At 56.9% G+C, this 18,439-nt stretch carries 22 protein-coding genes and 1 tRNA gene; 12 read left to right on the top strand and 11 right to left on the bottom strand.

Annotated features, from left to right (window positions below; translation table 11 throughout):
- Positions 1 to 140: 140 nt before the first annotated feature.
- From MWU51_RS06330 to MWU51_RS06300, 7 genes are all read left to right on the top strand, one after another.
- The gene (locus MWU51_RS06330) at positions 141 to 1,325 is read left to right on the top strand and encodes an ABC transporter substrate-binding protein (RefSeq protein ID WP_247035705.1); all 1,185 of its coding nucleotides are present in this window, start codon (positions 141 to 143) and stop codon (positions 1,323 to 1,325) included.
- A 93-nt stretch (positions 1,326 to 1,418) separates the two neighbouring features.
- Positions 1,419 to 2,201, top strand: a complete 783-nt coding sequence (locus MWU51_RS06325) for an ABC transporter ATP-binding protein (RefSeq protein ID WP_247035704.1) — start codon at positions 1,419 to 1,421, stop codon at positions 2,199 to 2,201.
- Complete coding sequence (locus MWU51_RS06320; protein ID WP_247035702.1) at positions 2,198 to 3,025, top strand: ABC transporter ATP-binding protein; 828 nt, start codon at positions 2,198 to 2,200, stop codon at positions 3,023 to 3,025. The genes MWU51_RS06325 and MWU51_RS06320 overlap by 4 nt, the downstream gene beginning before the upstream one ends.
- Positions 3,026 to 3,027: 2 nt before the next feature.
- Positions 3,028 to 3,369 (top strand): hypothetical protein, encoded by a 342-nt coding sequence (locus tag MWU51_RS06315; protein WP_247035700.1) that lies wholly within the window; start codon positions 3,028 to 3,030, stop codon positions 3,367 to 3,369.
- Complete coding sequence (locus tag MWU51_RS06310; protein WP_247035699.1) at positions 3,369 to 4,379, top strand: branched-chain amino acid ABC transporter permease; 1,011 nt, start codon at positions 3,369 to 3,371, stop codon at positions 4,377 to 4,379. The genes MWU51_RS06315 and MWU51_RS06310 overlap by 1 nt, the downstream gene beginning before the upstream one ends.
- Positions 4,376 to 5,731 (top strand): branched-chain amino acid ABC transporter permease, encoded by a 1,356-nt coding sequence (locus MWU51_RS06305; protein WP_247035697.1) that lies wholly within the window; start codon positions 4,376 to 4,378, stop codon positions 5,729 to 5,731. The genes MWU51_RS06310 and MWU51_RS06305 overlap by 4 nt, the downstream gene beginning before the upstream one ends.
- A gap of 7 nt (positions 5,732 to 5,738) precedes the next feature.
- Positions 5,739 to 6,335, top strand: a complete 597-nt coding sequence (locus MWU51_RS06300) for a nucleotidyltransferase family protein (protein ID WP_247035695.1) — start codon at positions 5,739 to 5,741, stop codon at positions 6,333 to 6,335.
- A gap of 16 nt (positions 6,336 to 6,351) precedes the next feature.
- Here MWU51_RS06300 and MWU51_RS06295 read toward each other — a convergent pair whose 3' ends face one another.
- The 7 genes from MWU51_RS06295 to MWU51_RS06265 all read right to left on the bottom strand — a co-directional run bounded on the left by MWU51_RS06295 (position 6,352) and on the right by MWU51_RS06265 (position 12,822).
- The gene (locus tag MWU51_RS06295) at positions 6,352 to 7,023 is read right to left on the bottom strand and encodes a Hint domain-containing protein (protein WP_247035694.1); all 672 of its coding nucleotides are present in this window, start codon (positions 7,021 to 7,023) and stop codon (positions 6,352 to 6,354) included.
- Positions 7,024 to 7,272: 249 nt separating this feature from the next.
- Entirely contained in the window at positions 7,273 to 8,391 is a 1,119-nt protein-coding gene (locus MWU51_RS06290; RefSeq protein WP_247035693.1) for a cystathionine gamma-lyase, read from the bottom strand.
- A 68-nt stretch (positions 8,392 to 8,459) separates the two neighbouring features.
- Positions 8,460 to 8,545: transfer RNA gene (locus MWU51_RS06285), tRNA-Leu, on the bottom strand.
- 75 nt (positions 8,546 to 8,620) lie between these two features.
- Positions 8,621 to 9,973 (bottom strand): TRAP transporter large permease, encoded by a 1,353-nt coding sequence (locus MWU51_RS06280; protein ID WP_247035692.1) that lies wholly within the window; start codon positions 9,971 to 9,973, stop codon positions 8,621 to 8,623.
- Positions 9,970 to 10,554 carry a TRAP transporter small permease gene (locus tag MWU51_RS06275; protein ID WP_247035691.1) on the bottom strand — a complete coding sequence of 195 codons (585 nt, stop codon included), beginning with the start codon at positions 10,552 to 10,554 and terminating at the stop codon, positions 9,970 to 9,972. The genes MWU51_RS06280 and MWU51_RS06275 overlap by 4 nt, the downstream gene beginning before the upstream one ends.
- A gap of 97 nt (positions 10,555 to 10,651) precedes the next feature.
- Complete coding sequence (locus tag MWU51_RS06270) at positions 10,652 to 11,689, bottom strand: TRAP transporter substrate-binding protein (protein WP_247035690.1); 1,038 nt, start codon at positions 11,687 to 11,689, stop codon at positions 10,652 to 10,654.
- A gap of 293 nt (positions 11,690 to 11,982) precedes the next feature.
- Positions 11,983 to 12,822, bottom strand: coding sequence for a neutral zinc metallopeptidase (locus tag MWU51_RS06265; protein WP_247035689.1), 840 nt, complete (start codon positions 12,820 to 12,822; stop codon positions 11,983 to 11,985).
- A gap of 168 nt (positions 12,823 to 12,990) precedes the next feature.
- On the opposite strand from MWU51_RS06265, the gene MWU51_RS06260 reads away from it, so the two are divergent.
- Positions 12,991 to 13,569: a YqaA family protein gene (locus MWU51_RS06260; RefSeq protein ID WP_247035688.1), complete on the top strand. Its 579-nt coding sequence runs from the start codon at positions 12,991 to 12,993 to the stop codon at positions 13,567 to 13,569.
- Positions 13,566 to 14,042 carry a disulfide bond formation protein B gene (locus MWU51_RS06255; RefSeq protein ID WP_247035687.1) on the top strand — a complete coding sequence of 159 codons (477 nt, stop codon included), beginning with the start codon at positions 13,566 to 13,568 and terminating at the stop codon, positions 14,040 to 14,042. The genes MWU51_RS06260 and MWU51_RS06255 overlap by 4 nt, the downstream gene beginning before the upstream one ends.
- Here the strand turns inward: MWU51_RS06255 and MWU51_RS06250 are convergent, their stop codons facing one another.
- The gene (locus MWU51_RS06250) at positions 14,043 to 14,870 is read right to left on the bottom strand and encodes an RNA methyltransferase (protein WP_281502642.1); all 828 of its coding nucleotides are present in this window, start codon (positions 14,868 to 14,870) and stop codon (positions 14,043 to 14,045) included. It lies immediately after the preceding gene.
- Here MWU51_RS06250 and MWU51_RS06245 point away from each other — a divergent pair.
- Together MWU51_RS06245 and MWU51_RS06240 are read left to right on the top strand one after the other, a co-directional pair.
- Positions 14,869 to 15,198 carry a TfoX/Sxy family protein gene (locus tag MWU51_RS06245; protein ID WP_247035685.1) on the top strand — a complete coding sequence of 110 codons (330 nt, stop codon included), beginning with the start codon at positions 14,869 to 14,871 and terminating at the stop codon, positions 15,196 to 15,198. The genes MWU51_RS06250 and MWU51_RS06245 overlap by 2 nt on opposite strands.
- Positions 15,199 to 15,279: 81 nt before the next feature.
- Complete coding sequence (locus MWU51_RS06240; protein WP_247035683.1) at positions 15,280 to 15,909, top strand: thiamine phosphate synthase; 630 nt, start codon at positions 15,280 to 15,282, stop codon at positions 15,907 to 15,909.
- On the opposite strand, the gene MWU51_RS06235 is transcribed toward MWU51_RS06240, so the two are convergent.
- From MWU51_RS06235 to MWU51_RS06225, 3 genes are all read right to left on the bottom strand, one after another.
- A complete protein-coding gene (locus MWU51_RS06235) occupies positions 15,906 to 16,742 on the bottom strand; it encodes a lysophospholipid acyltransferase family protein (RefSeq protein ID WP_247035681.1) in 837 nt (278 codons plus the stop codon). The genes MWU51_RS06240 and MWU51_RS06235 overlap by 4 nt on opposite strands.
- Positions 16,739 to 17,521, bottom strand: coding sequence for a GNAT family N-acyltransferase (locus MWU51_RS06230; RefSeq protein WP_247035679.1), 783 nt, complete (start codon positions 17,519 to 17,521; stop codon positions 16,739 to 16,741). Before MWU51_RS06230 ends, MWU51_RS06235 begins: the two co-directional genes overlap by 4 nt.
- 100 nt (positions 17,522 to 17,621) lie before the next feature.
- On the bottom strand, positions 17,622 to 17,813 hold the full coding sequence (locus MWU51_RS06225) for a DUF3553 domain-containing protein (RefSeq protein ID WP_247035677.1): 192 nt from the start codon (positions 17,811 to 17,813) through the stop codon (positions 17,622 to 17,624).
- A gap of 26 nt (positions 17,814 to 17,839) precedes the next feature.
- Here MWU51_RS06225 and MWU51_RS06220 point away from each other — a divergent pair, with 26 nt between their 5' ends.
- Positions 17,840 to 18,439 (top strand): histidine phosphotransferase family protein, encoded by a 600-nt coding sequence (locus MWU51_RS06220; protein WP_247035675.1) that lies wholly within the window; start codon positions 17,840 to 17,842, stop codon positions 18,437 to 18,439.

Here is an 18,439-nt window from a genome sequence, read left to right as displayed (position 1 = left end):
AGCCCAGATCCGAACATCGCCCCGAGCTATAACTGGCCGACCGTACGGGCTTTTTCACGTCAGGTGCAGCTTGGCCCTTTTCTTTTCCGAAACGCTTGCCTAGGCTCTGCTTCGGATATTTTCCAACTGGGAGAGAAAGTATGAAAAAGATTCTTATGGCAACCGCCGCCAGCGCACTGATGAGCGGCGCAGCCTTTGCAGAAGACGTGAAGGTGGGTGTCCTTCTTGGCTTCACCGGCCCGCTTGAATCGCTGGCACCGCACATCGCTGGCGGTGCAGAATTGGCGATTGCCGAGGTCAACGATTCGGGTCAGTTCATGGACGGATCCACCGTGACTGCTGTACGGGGCGATTCAACCTGTGTGGATGCCGCTGCGGCCACCGCTGCCGCTGAACGCCTGGTCACAGGTGACGGCGTTGCAGGCATCGTTGGGGCCATGTGCTCGGGCGCAACTGGCGCCGTTCTGACCAGCGTTGCACTGCCCAACGGGATCGTGCAGATCTCGCCTTCGGCAACTTCGCCGGGTCTGTCGACCATTGAAGACAATGGCTTGTTCTTCCGCATGGCTCCGTCTGATGCGCGTCAGGGTGAAATCATGGCCGACATCATCACCAGCCGCGGCATCAATGAAGTGGCTGTTACCTATACAAACAACGACTATGGTAAAGGTCTGGCCGACAGCTTCGCCGCTGCTTTCGAAGCCGCCGGAGGCACCGTGACCATCAACGCTGCCCACGAAGAAGGCAAAGCCGACTATTCGGCCGAAGTTGGCGCGCTGGCATCTGCTGGTGGTCAAGCGCTTGTCGTGGCTGGTTATTCGGACCAAGGCGGTTCGGGCATCATCCAAGGCTCGCTTGATACAGGTGCGTTTGACACATTCGTCCTTCCTGACGGCATGGTGTCTGACATCCTGACCGAGAAGTTCGGAAGCGACATCGACGGCAGCTTTGGCCAGCACCCAAGCTCGGCCAATGATGGTGCGGGCAAGTTGGAAGAAATGCTGGCAGCCGCAGGTATTGACGGCACATCGCCCTATGCCAAGGAAGGCTATGACAGTGCCGCTGTTCTGCTTCTGGCGATGCAAGCCGCAGGCTCAACCGACGGTGCAGCCGTCAGCGCTGCTGTGACCGAGGTGGCCAACGCCCCCGGTGAACCCATCGGACCGGGTGAACTGGCCAAAGGTCTTGAGATCCTCGCAGCTGGCGGTGACATCGACTATGTCGGTGGCTCGGACGTTGAGCTGATCGGCCCCGGTGAAAGCGGTGGCAGCTATCGTGAGATCGAAATCAAAGACGGTGCCATCGAGGCTGTTAAGTTCCACTAAACAACCTTATAAACCTAACGAAACAGCCCGGATGTTTTCCGGGCTGTTTTGGTAAGACGGGCGGCCAACTTCCGGTTGCGAGAGGGGACAGACATGATCGTCATCGAAGACGTTCACAAGCATTTTGGCGGCTTTCACGCAGTGGACGGCGCAACAATGCGGATCGAGGAACGCTCGATCACCGGGTTGATCGGACCCAATGGGGCGGGCAAGACGACCTTGTTCAATGTAATCGCCGGTGTACTGCCCCCGACCTCGGGGCGCATCACCATGGCGGGCGAAGACATCACAGGCCTGCCGCCGCACGAGCTGTTTCACAAGGGGCTCCTGCGCACCTTCCAGATCGCGCATGAATTCGGGTCGATGACCTGTCGCGAAAACCTGATGATGGTTCCGGGCGGTCAGTCGGGCGAACAGCTCTGGAACACGTGGTTTGGCCGGAAACGGATCGCCGATGAAGAACGCGCCCTGCGCGCCAAGGCCGATGAAGTGCTTGAATTTCTAACGATTTCTCACATCGCCGATCTGCGGGCAGGCGAAATCTCGGGCGGGCAGAAGAAACTGCTGGAACTGGGTCGCACGATGATGGTCGACGCCAAGATCGTTTTCCTGGACGAGGTCGGCGCAGGCGTAAACCGCACCCTGCTCTACACCATCGCCGACGCCATCAAACGTCTGAACGAGGAACGCGGATACACGTTTGTCGTCATTGAACACGACATGGATTTCATCGACCGCCTGTGCGACCCGGTGATCTGTATGGCCGAAGGTAAGGTGCTGGCTCAAGGCACGTTGGACGAGATCAAAGCCAACGAGCACGTGATCGAGGCTTATCTGGGTACTGGTTTGAAAAACAAGGACAAGGTGGGCGCATGAGCGGTAACCCCTATCAGGACGATCGCGGCAATAAGGATGCGTCGATCGTGAACCCCAAAGGTCAGGGTTCACTAATCCCTGCAGCTGGCACCGGGCACCAGATGCACACGGGCGACGCCTTTCTGATCGGCGACAGCATGACCGGCGGCTATGGCAAATCCGGCCCCGACATTTTGCATGACTGCACCATCGCCGTCGACAAGGGGCAAATTGCGGTGATCGTCGGCCCCAACGGCGCGGGCAAATCCACCGGTATGAAGGCGGTGTTCGGGATGCTGAACCTGCGGCAAGGCTCGGTCCGTCTGGATGGTGAAGATATCACCGACCTGTCCCCGCAGGCACGTGTCCATAAGGGCATGGGCTTCGTACCTCAGACACAGAATATTTTCACGTCAATGACGGTAAAAGAAAACCTCGAAATGGGGGCGTTCATTCGCGAGGATGACATTTCCCAGACCATGGCACAGGTCTATGAGCTGTTCCCGATCCTCTATGAAAAACGCAATCAGGCGGCCGGAGAGCTATCGGGCGGCCAGCGTCAACAGGTGGCCGTTGGCCGCGCGCTGATGACCAAACCGAAGGTATTGATGCTGGACGAGCCGACGGCTGGCGTCAGCCCCATCGTGATGGACGAGCTGTTTGATCGGATCATCGAGGTCGCGCGCACCGGCATCTCGATCCTGATGGTTGAGCAGAACGCACGCCAAGCCCTTGAGATTGCGGATAAAGGCTATGTTCTGGTGCAGGGTGCGAACGCGCACACGGGGTCAGGCAAAGACCTTCTGGCCGATCCTGAAGTGCGTCGGTCGTTTCTGGGGGGATGAGGATGCTGAAACAAATTTGCGCGGCGGCTGCGACCTGCTTTGTCGCCCTGCCCGCCCTTGCCCAAACCTGCACCTTCACCGCGGAATGCTACGAGGCCGAGACCTGCCAGGACACCAGCTTCGCGCTGACCGCCGAGTTGGATGACGCAAAGCTGATCACCGATTTCGGCGATCTGACTGTCGTGGGTGTCAAACGGGTCGCACCGCTGACCACCGTCTTTGCGACAGGTGAAGGCGCGGAATACCTATTGTCGCGCAACGGCGACACCGCGCGCTTCACGGCCCATTCCAATGACGGGCCGACCGCGATCACCTATCTAGGAACCTGCGAGGGAGAGTTCTGATGGACATTCTGAACGCCGTTGTGGCGCTTCTCAACTTCGTCGTGATCCCCGCGATGGCCTATGGCAGCCAGTTGGCGCTGGGTGCGCTGGGCGTCACGCTGATTTATGGCATCTTGCGGTTCTCGAACTTTGCGCATGGTGACAGCATGGCTTTCGGGGCGATGGTGACGATCCTTGTGACGTGGTGGTTCCAATCCATGGGCGTGTCGATTGACCCGCTGCCCACGGCGCTTCTTGCCCTGCCCTTCGGCATTGTCGGTACCGCGCTGATGCTTTTGGCCACTGACCGGGTCGTCTATCGCTTTTACCGACGGGTCAAAGCCAAACCCATCGTCTTTGTCATGGCCTCGATGGGCGTGATGTTTATCATGAATGGTGTTGTGCGTTTCATCATCGGACCTGATGACCAGCAATTTGGTGACGGTGCACGGTTCATCATCAGCGCGCGTGATTTCAAGACCATGACAGGCTTGGACGAGGGTCTGGCATTTAAGACCAGCCAAGGTTTGACCATCGTGACAGCCGTCATCGTCGTTGCTGCATTGTTCTGGTTCCTGAACAAAACCCGTACCGGAAAATCCATGCGCGCCTTTTCAGACAACGAAGATCTGGCGCTTCTGTCAGGCATCAACCCCGAACGCGTCGTCATGATCACATGGATCATCGTGGCTGGGCTGATCACCATCGCGGGTGTGCTTTACGGCCTGGACAAGACGTTCAAGCCGTTCACCTATTTCCAGCTCCTCTTGCCAATTTTTGCCTCGGCGATTGTTGGTGGGCTCGGCAGTCCGCTGGGTGCAATTGCGGGTGGTTTTGTCATCGCCTTCTCTGAGGTTGCCGTGACCTATGCCTGGAAGAAGGTCGCGACCTATGTGCTGCCTGAAAGCCTTGAGCCGTCCGGCCTCGTGCAGTTGATGTCCACAGACTACAAATTCGCGGTCAGCTTTGTCATCCTGATCATCGTCTTGCTGTTTAAACCCACGGGTCTTTTTAAGGGGCAATCGGTATGAGCCAATCCCTTCGCACACCGCTTATGTTCGCCCTTGTTGCGCTTCTGTTTGTCCTTGAAGGCTCGACCCAGGTCTGGATCTTCTCAGGCAGCTGGAACTCGTCCATTACCATCCTGAACATGGCTTTGATTTCTGCCGTGATGGCATTGGGTGTGAACCTGCAATGGGGATATGCGGGTCTGTTCAACGTCGGGATCATGGGGTTCGTGGCGCTGGGTGGTCTGGCAACCGTCTTGATCTCGATGCCGCCCACTCCGGGAGCATGGAGCGGTGGCGGCCTAAGGATCGTCGCTGGCCTGATCATGGGCGCAGCAACGATCATGCTGATGGTTTGGCAATACAAATCCATGGCCCAAGGGCGCCTGCGCGCGCTGGTCATGTTTGCCACCCTTGTGGTCGGCTTTTTCGTGTTCCGCTGGATTTTTGATGCAGGCGTCGCGGGGGTCGAAGCGATCAATCCGGCGCAAACCGGGTATCTGGGCGGTCTGAACCCCGGCGGGCAAGACAATTATCGCGGTCATGGATACATGACTTTACTGGCATGGCCGGTGGGCGGATTGCTGGCAGCAGGCGCCGCTTGGTTGGTTGGTAAGACCGCACTTGGCCTTAGGTCGGATTACCTTGCCATCGCAACACTGGGCATTGCAGAAATCATTCTGGCCGTTGTCAAGAACGAAGATTGGCTCGGGCGCGGTGTGAAGAACGTGATCGGCCTTCCCCGCCCCGTGCCTTACGAGGTGGACCTGCAACAAAGCACCAGTTTCATCGAAAAAGCCGATGCGATTGGCATGAATGTCACCACAGCCTCGACTTTGGCTGTGAAGCTGTCTTATTCCCTGCTGTTCACAGCTGTGTTGGTGGTTCTGGTGATCCTTGCGCAACTGTCCCTGAAATCACCGTGGGGCCGCATGATGCGCGCCATTCGCGACAACGAAGTTGCGGCTCAGGCGATGGGCAAGGACGTGACGCGCCGGCATTTGCAAATCTTCGTGCTGGGTTCGGCCTTGTGTGGTCTGGCAGGCGCTATGATGACCACGCTGGATGGGCAGTTGACGCCGGGCACCTACCAGCCCCTGCGCTATACCTTCCTCATCTGGGTGATGGTGATCGTGGGTGGGTCGGGCAACAACCTTGGGTCCGTGCTGGGGGCGTTCGTGATCTGGTTTTTCTGGATACAGGTCGAACCGATCGGCAACTGGGTGATGTCGATTGTCACTTCTGGTATGACAGACGGATCAGCCCTGAAAACGCATCTTCTGGATTCAGCTGCCCATATGCGCCTGTTCTCGATGGGGATCATTCTACTTTTGGTGCTACGTTTCAGCCCGAAAGGTCTGATCCCCGAGAAGTAGCGCCATCATGTCCCAAGCCCCATCCCTTGCCGTGTTGATCATGGCCGCAGGCCAATCGCGGCGGATGGGGCGCGACAAGCTGTTGCTTTGTGGATCGGATGGGGTCGCTTTGCTGACCAATCGGATCGATACCGCAATCAAAACAGGGCATCGCGTGTTTGTCGCATTGCCACAGCATGATAGCCCTCGTCGTGAATTGGTATCGGAGACAAAAGCTACTCCGCTTTCCTGCCCCAATGCTCATCTCGGCATGGGCCACAGCCTGTCGGAAGCGATAGGGATGTTACCGGACGAGCATCATGGGGTGTTGATCCTGCTGGCTGACATGCCTGCACTGACAGCAGATGATCTTTGCCAAACCTGCGCAGCCTATGATCCTGATCGTATTATTAGAGGTGGTACACAAGATCTTGCGCCCGGCCACCCGGTGCTTGTTCCAGCTCGTTATCTAGACAGGCTAGAGTCACTTGCTGGCGATCAAGGGGCACAAAGCAGTCTGAAGGGAATGCCGACACGGATTATCCCCTTGCCGCAGGATCACGCATTCTTTGATATTGATACCGAGGAAGACTGGCAGTTGTGGATGGACCGAACCACGCCGTAAAATCGCCAGTCGCGATTTACGCCCCAAAAAGCAAGGCAACCTCGCGCTCGTCAAGTACAGGTCGCGTGCGGACATAGGCCGCATGACCTTGTCGGCTGACCAACTTGGGCAGATGTGACAGGATTTCGTCTGCCGTTTCCGCGTCTTCGGTGCGAATCTGATCCATGTCTGGCCGCAGGCTTTCCACCCAATCGTCACCACATTTCACAAGCTCATAGGTATCAAACAGCAAATGAACAATTGTCGGATTCACTGTCGGGTCCGGTGTGAACAGACCAGCCGCAGCCAGAAGTACAGCCGGGCACATAACTTCGCTTGTGCCAAACAGGGCATCGTTTTGATTGTGCGCGACAAGAACCAATTGATCTGACGACACAAGCGTTGTGCTTTCACGTCCATCAAATGAAGTCCTTCGCATAGGAACACCGGCGTCGTCACCCAAACGCGACGTGCCAACCCAACGCAGGGTAGAATACCCGCCGCCATAGGTCTTCACCTGATCGCCGATTTGCAACTCACGTGCAATCACCGGGCCACGCAGCGTTTCGACCCGTGTATTGGCAGACAGGCCCGAAGAAGCAATACCCCTGCGGGAATGGCGCCCCCGCATTGGATCGTCAACTGTCGATGTCGATGAAAACCCCGTCCAGTGGATCGGGATCGATTCCTGTACTCGGATGTCACGCAAGCTCAACTCAATTACCCCTAAAAACAAGCCGGATACCCCGTCCGGCAACACATACATACTACCAATTTGCGCCGAAATTATGAAGAAAACCTTTGAAAATCAGGGCGCTTTCAATCCTTGCGGGTGTTTCTTGGACGATCGCGCCATTCCAGCGCCATATTTCACGACCTAAGGTTGAGGCAAACATCTTGTCGAACCACCCGAAGTCATTGCGGCGACATTTGCGCGATTCCTTCAGAATTATCTACGTTAATCGCACGTCAGCCCATTTAAAGATGACGTAAAGTCAGTCAAAAGCTCATCAACCGGTTCACAGCCAACGGACAGCCGCACAAATCCGTCTGCCACATCATCCCCCCAGCGCGCCCGCCGTTCTGCTGAACTGTGTAAACCACCAAACGAGGTGGCTGGCCGAAGATACTGACAACCAGAAATGAAGGCTTCAGCCACGTCCTTTGTGTTCAACGTCAACCCGATCAGAAATCCAAACTGCGACATCTGCTGTTTCGCCAGTTCATACGACGGATCATGCACCAGACCCGGATAGCGAAGCAGAGAAACGGCAGGATGATTTGACAGTGCCTCTGCGATGATCTGTGCCGACTGACACATACGATCAAACCGCACCTCAAGCGTTTCAAGACCTCGATGCAGCAACCAAGCCGCATGGGGTGACGGGATGGAGCCAGACATTTTGCGCCAATCCAGAACAGCCTCGTGCAGTGCGTCGTTGCGCGTGGCAACATGCCCCATCAACACATCAGAGTGCCCGCCAGGGGCCTTGGTATCCGAGGCCACGACGATATCCACTCCCAAATCGAGAGGACGCTGGCCGAACGGGGTCATCGTGGTGTTGTCAACGATGGTTACCCCGCCAGCTTTGCGCACTGCCGCAGCAATTGATTCAATATCGCACAGGTCAAGTGTTGGGTTTGACGGGCTTTCCATGAACACCACGTCGATGCCTTCAAACCCGCCATCGGTAAAGCCAATAGTGGGCCGTTCAATCACCTGCACTCCAAACTGCGACAGGAACCGGTCAGACAACAACCGGGTAACATAATAACCGTCGGATGGAATCAGCAGGGTTTGCCCAGCCTTTAGCGTTGTAAACAGCGCCGCCGAGATGGCCGCCATGCCAGACGGGAATGCGACACAAGGCGCGCCTTCTATGACGGACAGACTATGCTCCAATGCCTCCCATGTCGGGTTGTCAATGCGCCCATAGGCTGCCGCACCATCTGGATCACCCGGCAGGTGAAACATCGAACTGGAAACCAGTGGCAACGCGACAGGGTCGCCCTTCGATAGCCCCTGCCCGCGCAGGTGCAACAGATCAGCGGCACGTTTCCCTGAAGCTTTGTTCATACTTCGATCCCCCACGACACATCGCGCAAACATGCGCCATCTGACGACTGTTCCATCTGACATCGGAGTGGTGCCCAAGGAGAGACTCGAACTCTCACGCCCGTGAAGGCGGGGGATTTTGAATCCCCTGCGTCTACCATTCCGCCACTTGGGCACTGCGATGGGATTACCCAAGCGCCGGGGCAAGGTCAACGAGGTTTTTCCCTGCCCCTTGCGTTTTTATTTGCAGCTAGAACATTACCCCGACCAGCCAGAGCGTGATGCCCGGAAAAGCGACCAGAACCACGACGCGGATCAGGTCGGACAGCACGAAGGGCGCGACCCCGCGGTAGGTTGCCGACATCGGAATGTCACGCGCCATCGAGTTGATGATGAACAGGTTCATGCCCACCGGTGGCGTGATCAGCCCAACCTCGACCACGATCAGGGCAAGGATGCCAAACCAGATACCGGCTTCTTCCGGGGTCAGACCGAAATCGAGCACCTCGATGATCGGATAGAAGATTGGAATGGTCAGAAGGATCATCGACAAGCTGTCCATCACACAGCCAAAGACCAGATAGGCAACCAGCATCAAAGTTAGCACAACCAACGGGGCGTATCCCTGTGCCGAAACCCATTCAGCCAGCATTTGCGGTGCCTGCGTAAAGGCAAGGAACGAGTTAAAAATCTGCGCACCCAGCACGATGAAAAAGATCATTGCGGTGGATTGGGCCGTGGCCAGGATGCTTTCCAAAAGCCCTTTCCATGTCAGTCCACCGGTCATCGCGCCATACAGCCCCGTGGCCACGGCACCGACAGCGGCACCTTCTGTAGGTGTAAACAGTGCCTGAACCCCGGGTTTTATCCAGTTCCAGTCGGCCGCAATCCCGCCCATCACCAGACCAAAAATCACCACGACCGGCCAGATCGACAGCAACGTCCGGAACCGATGTGCATAAGGCATCCGTTCGGCTGTCGTTGCGCTATCGGGGTTGATGCGCACCATCACCGCCACGGTCAGCATGTAACCCAGCGCTGCGAGAATGCCTGGCACAAGTGCGGCAATGAACATTTTTACAATGTTCTGTTCGGTCAGGATCGCATAGATCACCAGAATGACCGAAGGCGGAATCAGGATGCCCAACGTGCCCCCTGCCGCCAGAACACCGGTCGACAAAGCATCGGAATAGCCACGCTTGCGCATCTCGGGCAAAGCCACCTGCCCCATCGTGGACGCCGTCGCCAGCGACGAGCCACACACCGCGCCAAAACCTGCACAGGCCCCGACAGCAGCCATCGCTACACCGCCTTTACGATGCCCAAGCCAATCGCTTGCGGCCTCGAACAACGCACCGGACATGCCGGACTTGGTGGCAAACTGCCCCATCAGCAGAAACAGCGGCACGATGGACAGCGAATAGCTTGAGAACGTGTCGTAAGACAGCGTCTTCAGCTGGCTCAGCGTCACGGAAGGATGCCCCATCAAATACCAGATGCCAAAAAATCCCGTCAGCCCCATCGCAAGCCCAATGGGCAGACGCAGGAAAATCGCAAGCAGCATCAGGGCAAAGGCGATGATCGCCAGTTCAATTCCGGTCATACCCGTTGCTCCTTGCCATCAAGCACCCAGTTGAAGGACCGCCAGACCGAGTAGGTTGCAACGATCAGAAAAAATGCCGCGCCGATCAAGCACAGACCGAACGGTATCCACAGCGGGACTTCAAGCTCATAGGTGCTTTCAGGAAAGAAGGGTTTGTCACCCATACCGAGGGCATTGCGCAGCCCTTCCGAGCCAAAGGGGAATTTCTCGCCAAATCCCAACCACAAACGCCACAAAATGATGAAGGCTGCCCCGGTCAGGAACAGATCCCCGATCAGACCAAGAATCGCCTGCTTTCTGTCGGACAGCCGCGAAATGAATATGTCCACGGTCACATGACCGCGCTTCAGTTGGCACCACGGCATGAACGCAAAGACCGCGACTGCACAGCCCATTTCAACAATCTCATAATCGCCTTTGACAGGGCCAAGGCCAAAGCCCGAAAGCGTCCGACCGATGATCGAGACCACCGTTGTCAGCGCGATCGCAACCAGAATTGCCCCACCGGAATACGCCATCCAGCGGCTTGCAAACTCCATCACGCGACCCACCCGCACCTGTGCCGTTTTTGCGATAGCCACGACTGCCCCCCTTATCCGTTAATGCGCAGTTGAACATTGCCTGCGCAAAAAAAAGCTTCGGACAAACTTTGTTGCCCGAAGCCACATCCATCAACGATCAGTTATCGGAGTATTTTTCGACCAGCTCTTTCGCCAAGGCCACCATACCTTCACCGTCCAACCCCTTCGAGGTCATATCAGCCGCCCAGGCTTCCGTTTGCTTGTCACCCAGCGCACGGATTTCGGCGACGACAGCAGGATCCAGTTGGTGAATATTGTTATCCGATCCCGCGACGATTTCGCGACCAATCACGTCACCTTTGTCAAAGGACGCGCCGGCCCAGCCCGAGGTTTCGAGACCCGAGTTGGCATCGATGACGGCTTTCAGGTCATCCGGCAAGTTTGCATAGGTGTCCTTGTTCATCGCCCAGATGAAAAACGTGTTGTAAAGCGAACGGTCACCCGGGAATTCTGTGTGGCTGTCAGCCAATTCGTGCAGCTTCAGCGGCGGCACGATTTCCCAAGGTGTCACGCCCCCATCAACAACACCTTTGGACAAGGCTTCGGGGAAGGTCGGCATGGGCATGCCAACGGGCGATGCGCCAAGAGTCTCAAGCAAGGCGTTGGCCTGGCGCGATGGGCCGCGCAGCTTCAAGCCCTGGAAATCCTCCAGCGCCATCACAGGCTCGCCTTTCTTATGAACAATGCCGGGACCATGAACATGGGTGGCCAACAGTTTGACGTCCCCCATCCGATCCATCAGGTATTTTTCAGAAAACTCCCACGCAGCTTTCGATGATGCAGCAGCGTCACGGCTGGTCATGAATGGCAGCTCGAACGCTTCGGCTTCGGGGAAACGGCCCGGCGTATAGGCGGGCAGCGCCCAGCCACAATCAATCACGCCATCGCGGATCTGGTCATAGAGCGCCTGCGGCTTGCCGCCAAGTTGCATGGCCGGATACAGCTCGACCTTGATCCGTCCACCGGATTCTTTTTCCACCTTCTCAGCCCATGGCGTCATGAAGTAGAGCGGCGTTGACCCTTTTGGCGGCAAAAAGTGCTGGCACCGGAGCGTGACCTCTTGTGCAAAGCTGGCCCCTGCAGTCACCCCCAAGGCGACAGCGCCGATAAAAGCAGTTTTCATGGTGAATTTCATATCGCTTCCTCCCAAACGCGAACTATCTCCGGCCTGCCTATGGCGGCTCCTCCACCCTGCAGACAGTCCGATAAAAACAGGCTCGACCCTGACACGCAAGTATTATCGACTGCGCGGTCGGGTTTGGTTATGATCCTGTCGCTGAAATATTCGTAAACAAAACTCGTTGCACGCGCAACAACCTTATAAACATGGTGAAATTTCTGCTACTTAACGTATGAAATAAAGGCGTACAGGCCTCTACCACGATCAGGAACGGTTCAAATTACGAACCGTTTAGAAAGAATCACCACTTACAACCTATCCGCCGAGAACGTGTCACAGCTCCGCATGTCACCGCTTTCAAACCCGCGCACAAACCAGTTTTGGCGCTGCTCAGAGGTGCCATGGGTAAAGGTGTGGGGCATGGGAACGCGGCCAGAGTTGCGTTGCAACGTATCATCGCCAATCTGACGGGCCGCATTCATCGCCTCGGCAATATCGCCACGTTCCAGCGTGCCAAAACGCGCCTGCGCCTCGCGCGCCCAGATACCGGAATAGCAATCGGCCTGAAGTTCAATCCTGACAGAAATCGCGTTCGCCTCGGCTTCGCTGACCTGCGCGCGAATTGAATTCGCCTGCCCTAGAATGCCCAATTCATTCTGTACGTGGTGGGCCACTTCGTGTGCGACCACATAGGCCGCCGCAAAGTCCCCTTTCGCTCCCAACTGACGCGACAGCGTGGTGAAAAACGCGGTGTCCAGATAGACTTTGCGATCACCGGGGCAATAGAACGGACCGGTGGCACCCGACGCACCGCCGCAGGGGCTTTGGGTGACGCCCTTATACAACACCAATGTTACCGGATTGTAGGGCTGCCCGACTTGGCTGCGAAACAAGTCGTCCCACACCTCTTCCGTATCCGCCAAAGTGACAGACACGAACTCTCCTTCCTGCCGGTCAGCTTCGGTAATCTCGCCGCCACCGCTACCACTCAGCGTGCCGCCACCCTGAAGAAAGGGCGTCACATCCACGCCAAGGAAATACCCGATGGCCAGCACTGCCAACAAACCAAGTCCGCCGACTTGCGCTGCGCCGCCTGCGCGTCTGCGATCTTCAATGTTTCGACTTCCGCGCCGACCTTGCCATTTCATCGTGATGTTTCCTTTTACCCACCCGACAACTGACGCATCGGACCATTACACAATCGTTTCACGGTCAGTTTACCGGCCAAACCACTTCTATCAAGACATGATAGCCCACCTGTCACTTGACCTTACGCACGCGGCGTGGTTCGTGAGCAAAAAGCAAGAGGCACGCAGATGATCAGGCGTCTTTACGATTGGACCATGGGGTTGGCAGACACGCGCCACGCGCTGTGGGGGTTGGCATTCGTGGCGTTTCTGGAAAGCTCAGTCTTCCCGATCCCGCCCGATATTCTGATGATCCCGATGATCATCGCCCGCCCGTCCCGCGCCTTTGTCATTGCCACGGTCGCGCTGGTTGCGTCCGTCCTTGGCGGTGCGTTTGGCTACTTCATCGGCTGGGGACTGTTTGAAAGCGTCGGTCAACCGGTGCTGGAATTCTATGGCAAAACAGGTGAGTTTGATCACTTCGCCGACACCTACAACCAGTGGGGGGCTTGGGCGGTCCTGATCGCGGGCATCACCCCGTTCCCCTACAAGGTCATCACGATCCTGTCCGGGTCCACGGGATTGAACTTTGGTGTCTTCATGGTCTCCAGTGTGATCGCGCGGGGTTTGCGCTTCTTCGTTGTTGCAGCACTTTTGTGGAAATTCGGCGCCCCCATACGTGATTTCATCGAACGGCGATTGGGCCTGATGTTCATCCTGTTCGTCGTGATTCTGCTGGGCGGTTTCTATCTGGTGAAATACCTATGAGACTTCTTGACCGGTTTTCGACCTCACAGATTATTGCCTTCGCGGCCCTTTCGTCGGCGCTGATCCTAGGCGGCGCGTTTCTCTTTCAGGCTTTGGGCTATGCGCCCTGTAAGCTGTGCCTTTGGCAACGATGGCCCCATGCCGCAGCTATTGTGATTGGAGGCGTGGCACTGTCGACAAAGAAGAAGGCCCTTGCCTGGCTAGGTGCACTGGCTGCCGCGATCACATCGGCGCTGGGCTTCTATCACTCGGGCGTCGAACGCAAGCTGTGGGACGGCCCGACCGCCTGCACAGGTGGCGGCGTGGCCGACCTGTCTGTTGACGATCTGCTGTCGAAGATCAACGAAGCCCCCCTGATCCGCTGCGACGAAATCCCGTGGGAGATGTTTGGCATCACCATGGCGAATCTGAACGCGGTCGGATCGTTGGTTCTAGCCGTCATTTGGGTCATGGCCGCCACCCGCAAATCCTGATCAGTTCTGTTTGCCCCTGAGCAACTGGCGCAGGATACCGTGAAAAATCTGCACATCAGCGCGGGTCATCGGCATCCGGCTCCACATATTGCGCAGAGCGGTTTTCATTACAGGAGCTTTTGTCGGCGGATAAAAGAATCCAGCTTCATCCAGACGGGTTTCATAATGCTCGGCCAGTTTCTCGACCTCGATCGCCTGCGCGCGTTCGGACCCGGCCCATTCCATCACGTCATGTTGAACATCGGTCGTCTGGCGGCGCCATTCATAGGCCGTCAACAACACGCATTGCGCAAGGTTTAACGACGCAAATTCCGGGTTCACCGGGACCGATATGATCGCGTTGGCCCGCGCCACTTCGTCATTTTCCAATCCGGTCCGCTCTGGCCCGAACAGGATCGCAACCTTCTTGCCCGCTGCCCGCATCGCCCGCGCCTCGGCCATCGCGCGTTCAGGGCTAAGGATCGGTTTTGCCAGATCGCGTGAGCGTGCCGTCGTGGCATAAACATAATCGCAGTCACCAACCCCGTCCGCGAGCGTGTCGTAGACCCCCGCCTTGTCCAGCACCCGCCCAGCCCCGGACGCCATGGCAACCGCTGACGGGTTCGGCCAGCCATCACGCGGGGCGATGATCCTCATACGTTCCAGCCCGAAATTCAGCATTGCCCGCGCTGCCGCGCCGATGTTTTCACCCATTTGTGGGCGCACCAGCACGATTTCGGGCTGCGGCCCCAGAGTATCCGTCTTTTGATCCGCCACCGCCGACCCTTCCTTTTGATTGGGCGCGTGATACGCTGAGCGCAGGATCAGGGCAAGCACGAGGTCGCACATGGCGTATGACGAAGGGCTATATGAGCTTCTCAAGGACGATCTGGCAGATCTTCAAGGTCTGGAGGAGAAACGGATGTTCGGTGGCGTTGCCTTCATGCTGAATGGAAACATGCTGTGCGGGGTGCACATGGACGGAGCGATGTATCGCGTCGGCAAGGAAAATGAAGCCGCAGCACTTGCCGTGCCAGGAGCAAAACCGATGGCCTTTACAGGGCGCCGTATGGGGGGCTTCATAGACGCTGGACCCGAGGCGATGGCTGCCGAAGACGCACGCGCTGCGTTGCTTCACTTGGCACTTGAATATGTCACCACCCTGCCCCCTAAGTGACGCCCAACCCCTTGTCAGGCTTGCAAAGACGCTCTAGCCGTCTATGAAGCTGCAAACACCCCACGAAGAGGATCGCGCGCGATGGCCGAGACAGACATTGAACTTCCCCAGCTCTATCTTGTGACACCGCCCGAGTTTGAACTGTCGCGTTTTCCCGAACAGTTGGCTTACGTGCTGGATACTCATGACACGGCCTGTCTTCGGCTGTCGCTCGCCACATCGGACGAGGACCGCATCATGCGCGCCGCCGACGCCTGCCGCGAGGTGGCCCATGCCCGTGATGTGCCGATCGTGATTACAGATCACGCATTGATGGTCGAACGCCTTGGACTGGACGGCGTACATCTGAGCGACGGTGCGCGTCGGGTGCGCAAGACCCGCGATGATCTGGGAGCTGACTCCATTGTCGGAGCTTTTTGCGCCGTCTCGCGCCATGACGGCATGACAGCCGGAGAAGTCGGCGCGGATTACGTCAGCTTTGGGCCTGCAGGCGCAAGCGGGCTTGGGGATGGCACACGCGCGGAAGCGGACCTGTTCGACTGGTGGTCAAAGATGATCGAAGTGCCCGTAGTGGCCGAAGGCGCATTGGACGAAGACACGATCCGTGCCCTGACCCCCTTCACCGATTTCTTTGCCATCGGCGAAGAGATTTGGCGCACAGATGATCCATCGGCAACGCTGACCCGGCTGTTGGCTACGATGGAAGGCTAAGCAGGTTCGACGTCTAACTCGCCCAAGCCGTCCCGCACGGCGGCTTCGCAATATGCCGCCAGATCTTTTCGATTGGTAAACTCCGACACTTTGATCGGGGGATGATAAATCACTTCAATGCGGCCTTGCTTGCGGGCTGCAAGAGTTTGGACCAGATGCGGTGCGAAATCCATGTCGCCCCACCAGCCATAGAAGCGCGGATCGACGCCGTCAGGCGCAATATAGCGCACAGTCACCGGCTGCACCCACATGAATTCGCGTAGTTTCGGCGTGAAGAAGGCCGCAAAAAGCGTTGATTTAAAAGGTAGAACGCGGCGTGAATCGCTGGACGTACCTTCCGGGAAAAACAACAGTTTGTGCCCGGCCTGAAGACGCTCGCGGAAGACTTCGATCTGTTGGGTCGCTTCACGCCGGTCGCGATTGATGAACACGGTGCCCGTTGCACGCGCCAGCCAGCCAATGCCGGGCCAGTCTGCGACCTCGGATTTCGACACGAAATAGACGCGCTTCTTGGCGTTGAGCGAGAAAATATCCAGCCACCCCGCGTGATTGGCGACCACCGCCCCTTTCTGACGCATCGGGGTTCCGATTGCTTTGAACGGAATACCAAGGATCAGAAAGGCCGTGCGACAGACAAACTGCGTGATACGAGGTGTAAAGGGACGTTTGATCCCAAAAAACGGCCGTTCGATCAAGCGGATCAACAACAGCACACCCAAACCTCCAAAAACAAGCACCGCCAAAGGAAGCCCGCGCGCAACGATACGCACCCAATCCATACCAGACGGATGGAATGCGTGCGGCTCTGGCTCGCCTTGCCAGAGGGCTGTCATGCGCGCGCCTTTGTAGAATAAATGGCCTTGTGTCTCGCGCTCATTTGCTTGGTATCCATAATCAAACATACATCGGTCGTGTTGAACGCATGATCAACATATGCTCCGTCACCGACATACCCCCCCAACCGCAGATAGGCTTTGATCAAGGATGGCACAGCCCGCATTGCAGCGGGCCTGTCGATCTGTTCTTCTTCCATCAGGTTCATGGCTTGGTAATGTGCTGCTTGCGCTTTTACCCGCAACGCGTCGGGGGCCAAATGACGGTGGTGGAGCAATGATAATGGTGCAGCCAGCGCGTCAATATCGGTGCCGTGAAACGAAGCGACACCGAACATAAGGTCGATCTCGTGTTCGGCCACATAGTCGGCCAGCCCGCCCCATAGAACCATCATAGCTCTGCCGCCACGATAATCCGGATGGAGGCAGGAACGACCCAATTCCAACAACTTACGTCCCGAAGTTCTCAGAAGGGTCAGGTCATATTCATCCTCGGAATAGAACCGTGAAACAGTGTTGTCGGTTATCGACAGGCTGTCGCCTTTTAGCAGCCGATAGACACCCACCGCAGGACACCCTTCGCGGGCCTGATCAAACAGGATCAGATGATCGAAATAGGGGTCAAACGCATCACGTTCTAACCGGGCATCATGATCGATCAGATCTCCTGTGCCGCCCAACTCATCGATGAACACATCATAACGCAATCGCTGGGCCGCGATCAGGTCAGCCTCATCTTGGGCCAAGCGCAGGACAAAATCAGGGTCGGTCATCATCATTAACGTTTTGCTAACTTTGCTGGGCTTTTATGGCGATGGGTTCGGGTTTGCAACTGAACGCGTTAGGTTCTAGGGTTGTGCGTAATATACATAACCTACTTTAAGTTGTTTTTGGAGGTTCATAAATTGGGATGAGGTCTATGCGATCCGCGACAATGACTTGCTTTCCGGCATGTTCGAAATTCACCGTGATCTTGCCACCGATATTGGACTGCACCTGCCCAAGCCCCCAATCGGGTTTCTGGGGATGACGCACCAACATACCCGGTTCCAACAACGATCCCATATTCATCCGACTTCCTTTCCAAGGTATCTTCTATGACTCAGCAAGACCGCGACCTGACGGCGCTTATCGGTTCTCGTATCTGCCACGATCTTATCAGCCCACTGGGAGCGATCGGCAACGGAGTTGAACTGTTGCAGCTTTCAGGGATGGCAGATAGCCCGGAAATGGCGTTGATTGCGGAAAGCGTCACCAATGCAAACCTACGGATCCGCTATTTCCGCGTCGCATTCGGCGCTGCCAATGACGATCAGATGATCGCGGAAAATGAAATTCACGCTGTTCTGGCGCCCGGTGTGGATGGCCGCAAGATCGAGGTGAACTGGCAACCAAACGGCAACCAACCGCGTGGTGCGGTCAAACTGGCATTTCTGATCCTTCAATGCTTTGAGACCGCGATGCCCTGGGGCGGTCGCATAGACGTGCGGAACGACGGCGAACACTGGCAAATTCGAGGTCAAGCTGACAAACTCAAGCTGGACGCGGAGTTGTGGAACCTGTTGACCGCACGGCGGGGCGACATTGATGTTCCACCAGCGCAGGTGCATTTCGCGCTGATTGCGCCGGAACTCGAACGCCAGAACCGCACCGCTGGCGTCACATTGTCCGAGCATTCGATCAGCGTGGAATTCTAG

The organism is Aliiroseovarius sp. F47248L, from assembly GCF_023016085.1.
In the GTDB taxonomy this organism is placed as follows: Bacteria; Pseudomonadota; Alphaproteobacteria; order Rhodobacterales; family Rhodobacteraceae; genus Aliiroseovarius.
Note: the sequence above shows the minus strand (reverse complement) of the source record. Positions and strands in the feature narration are given on the sequence as shown.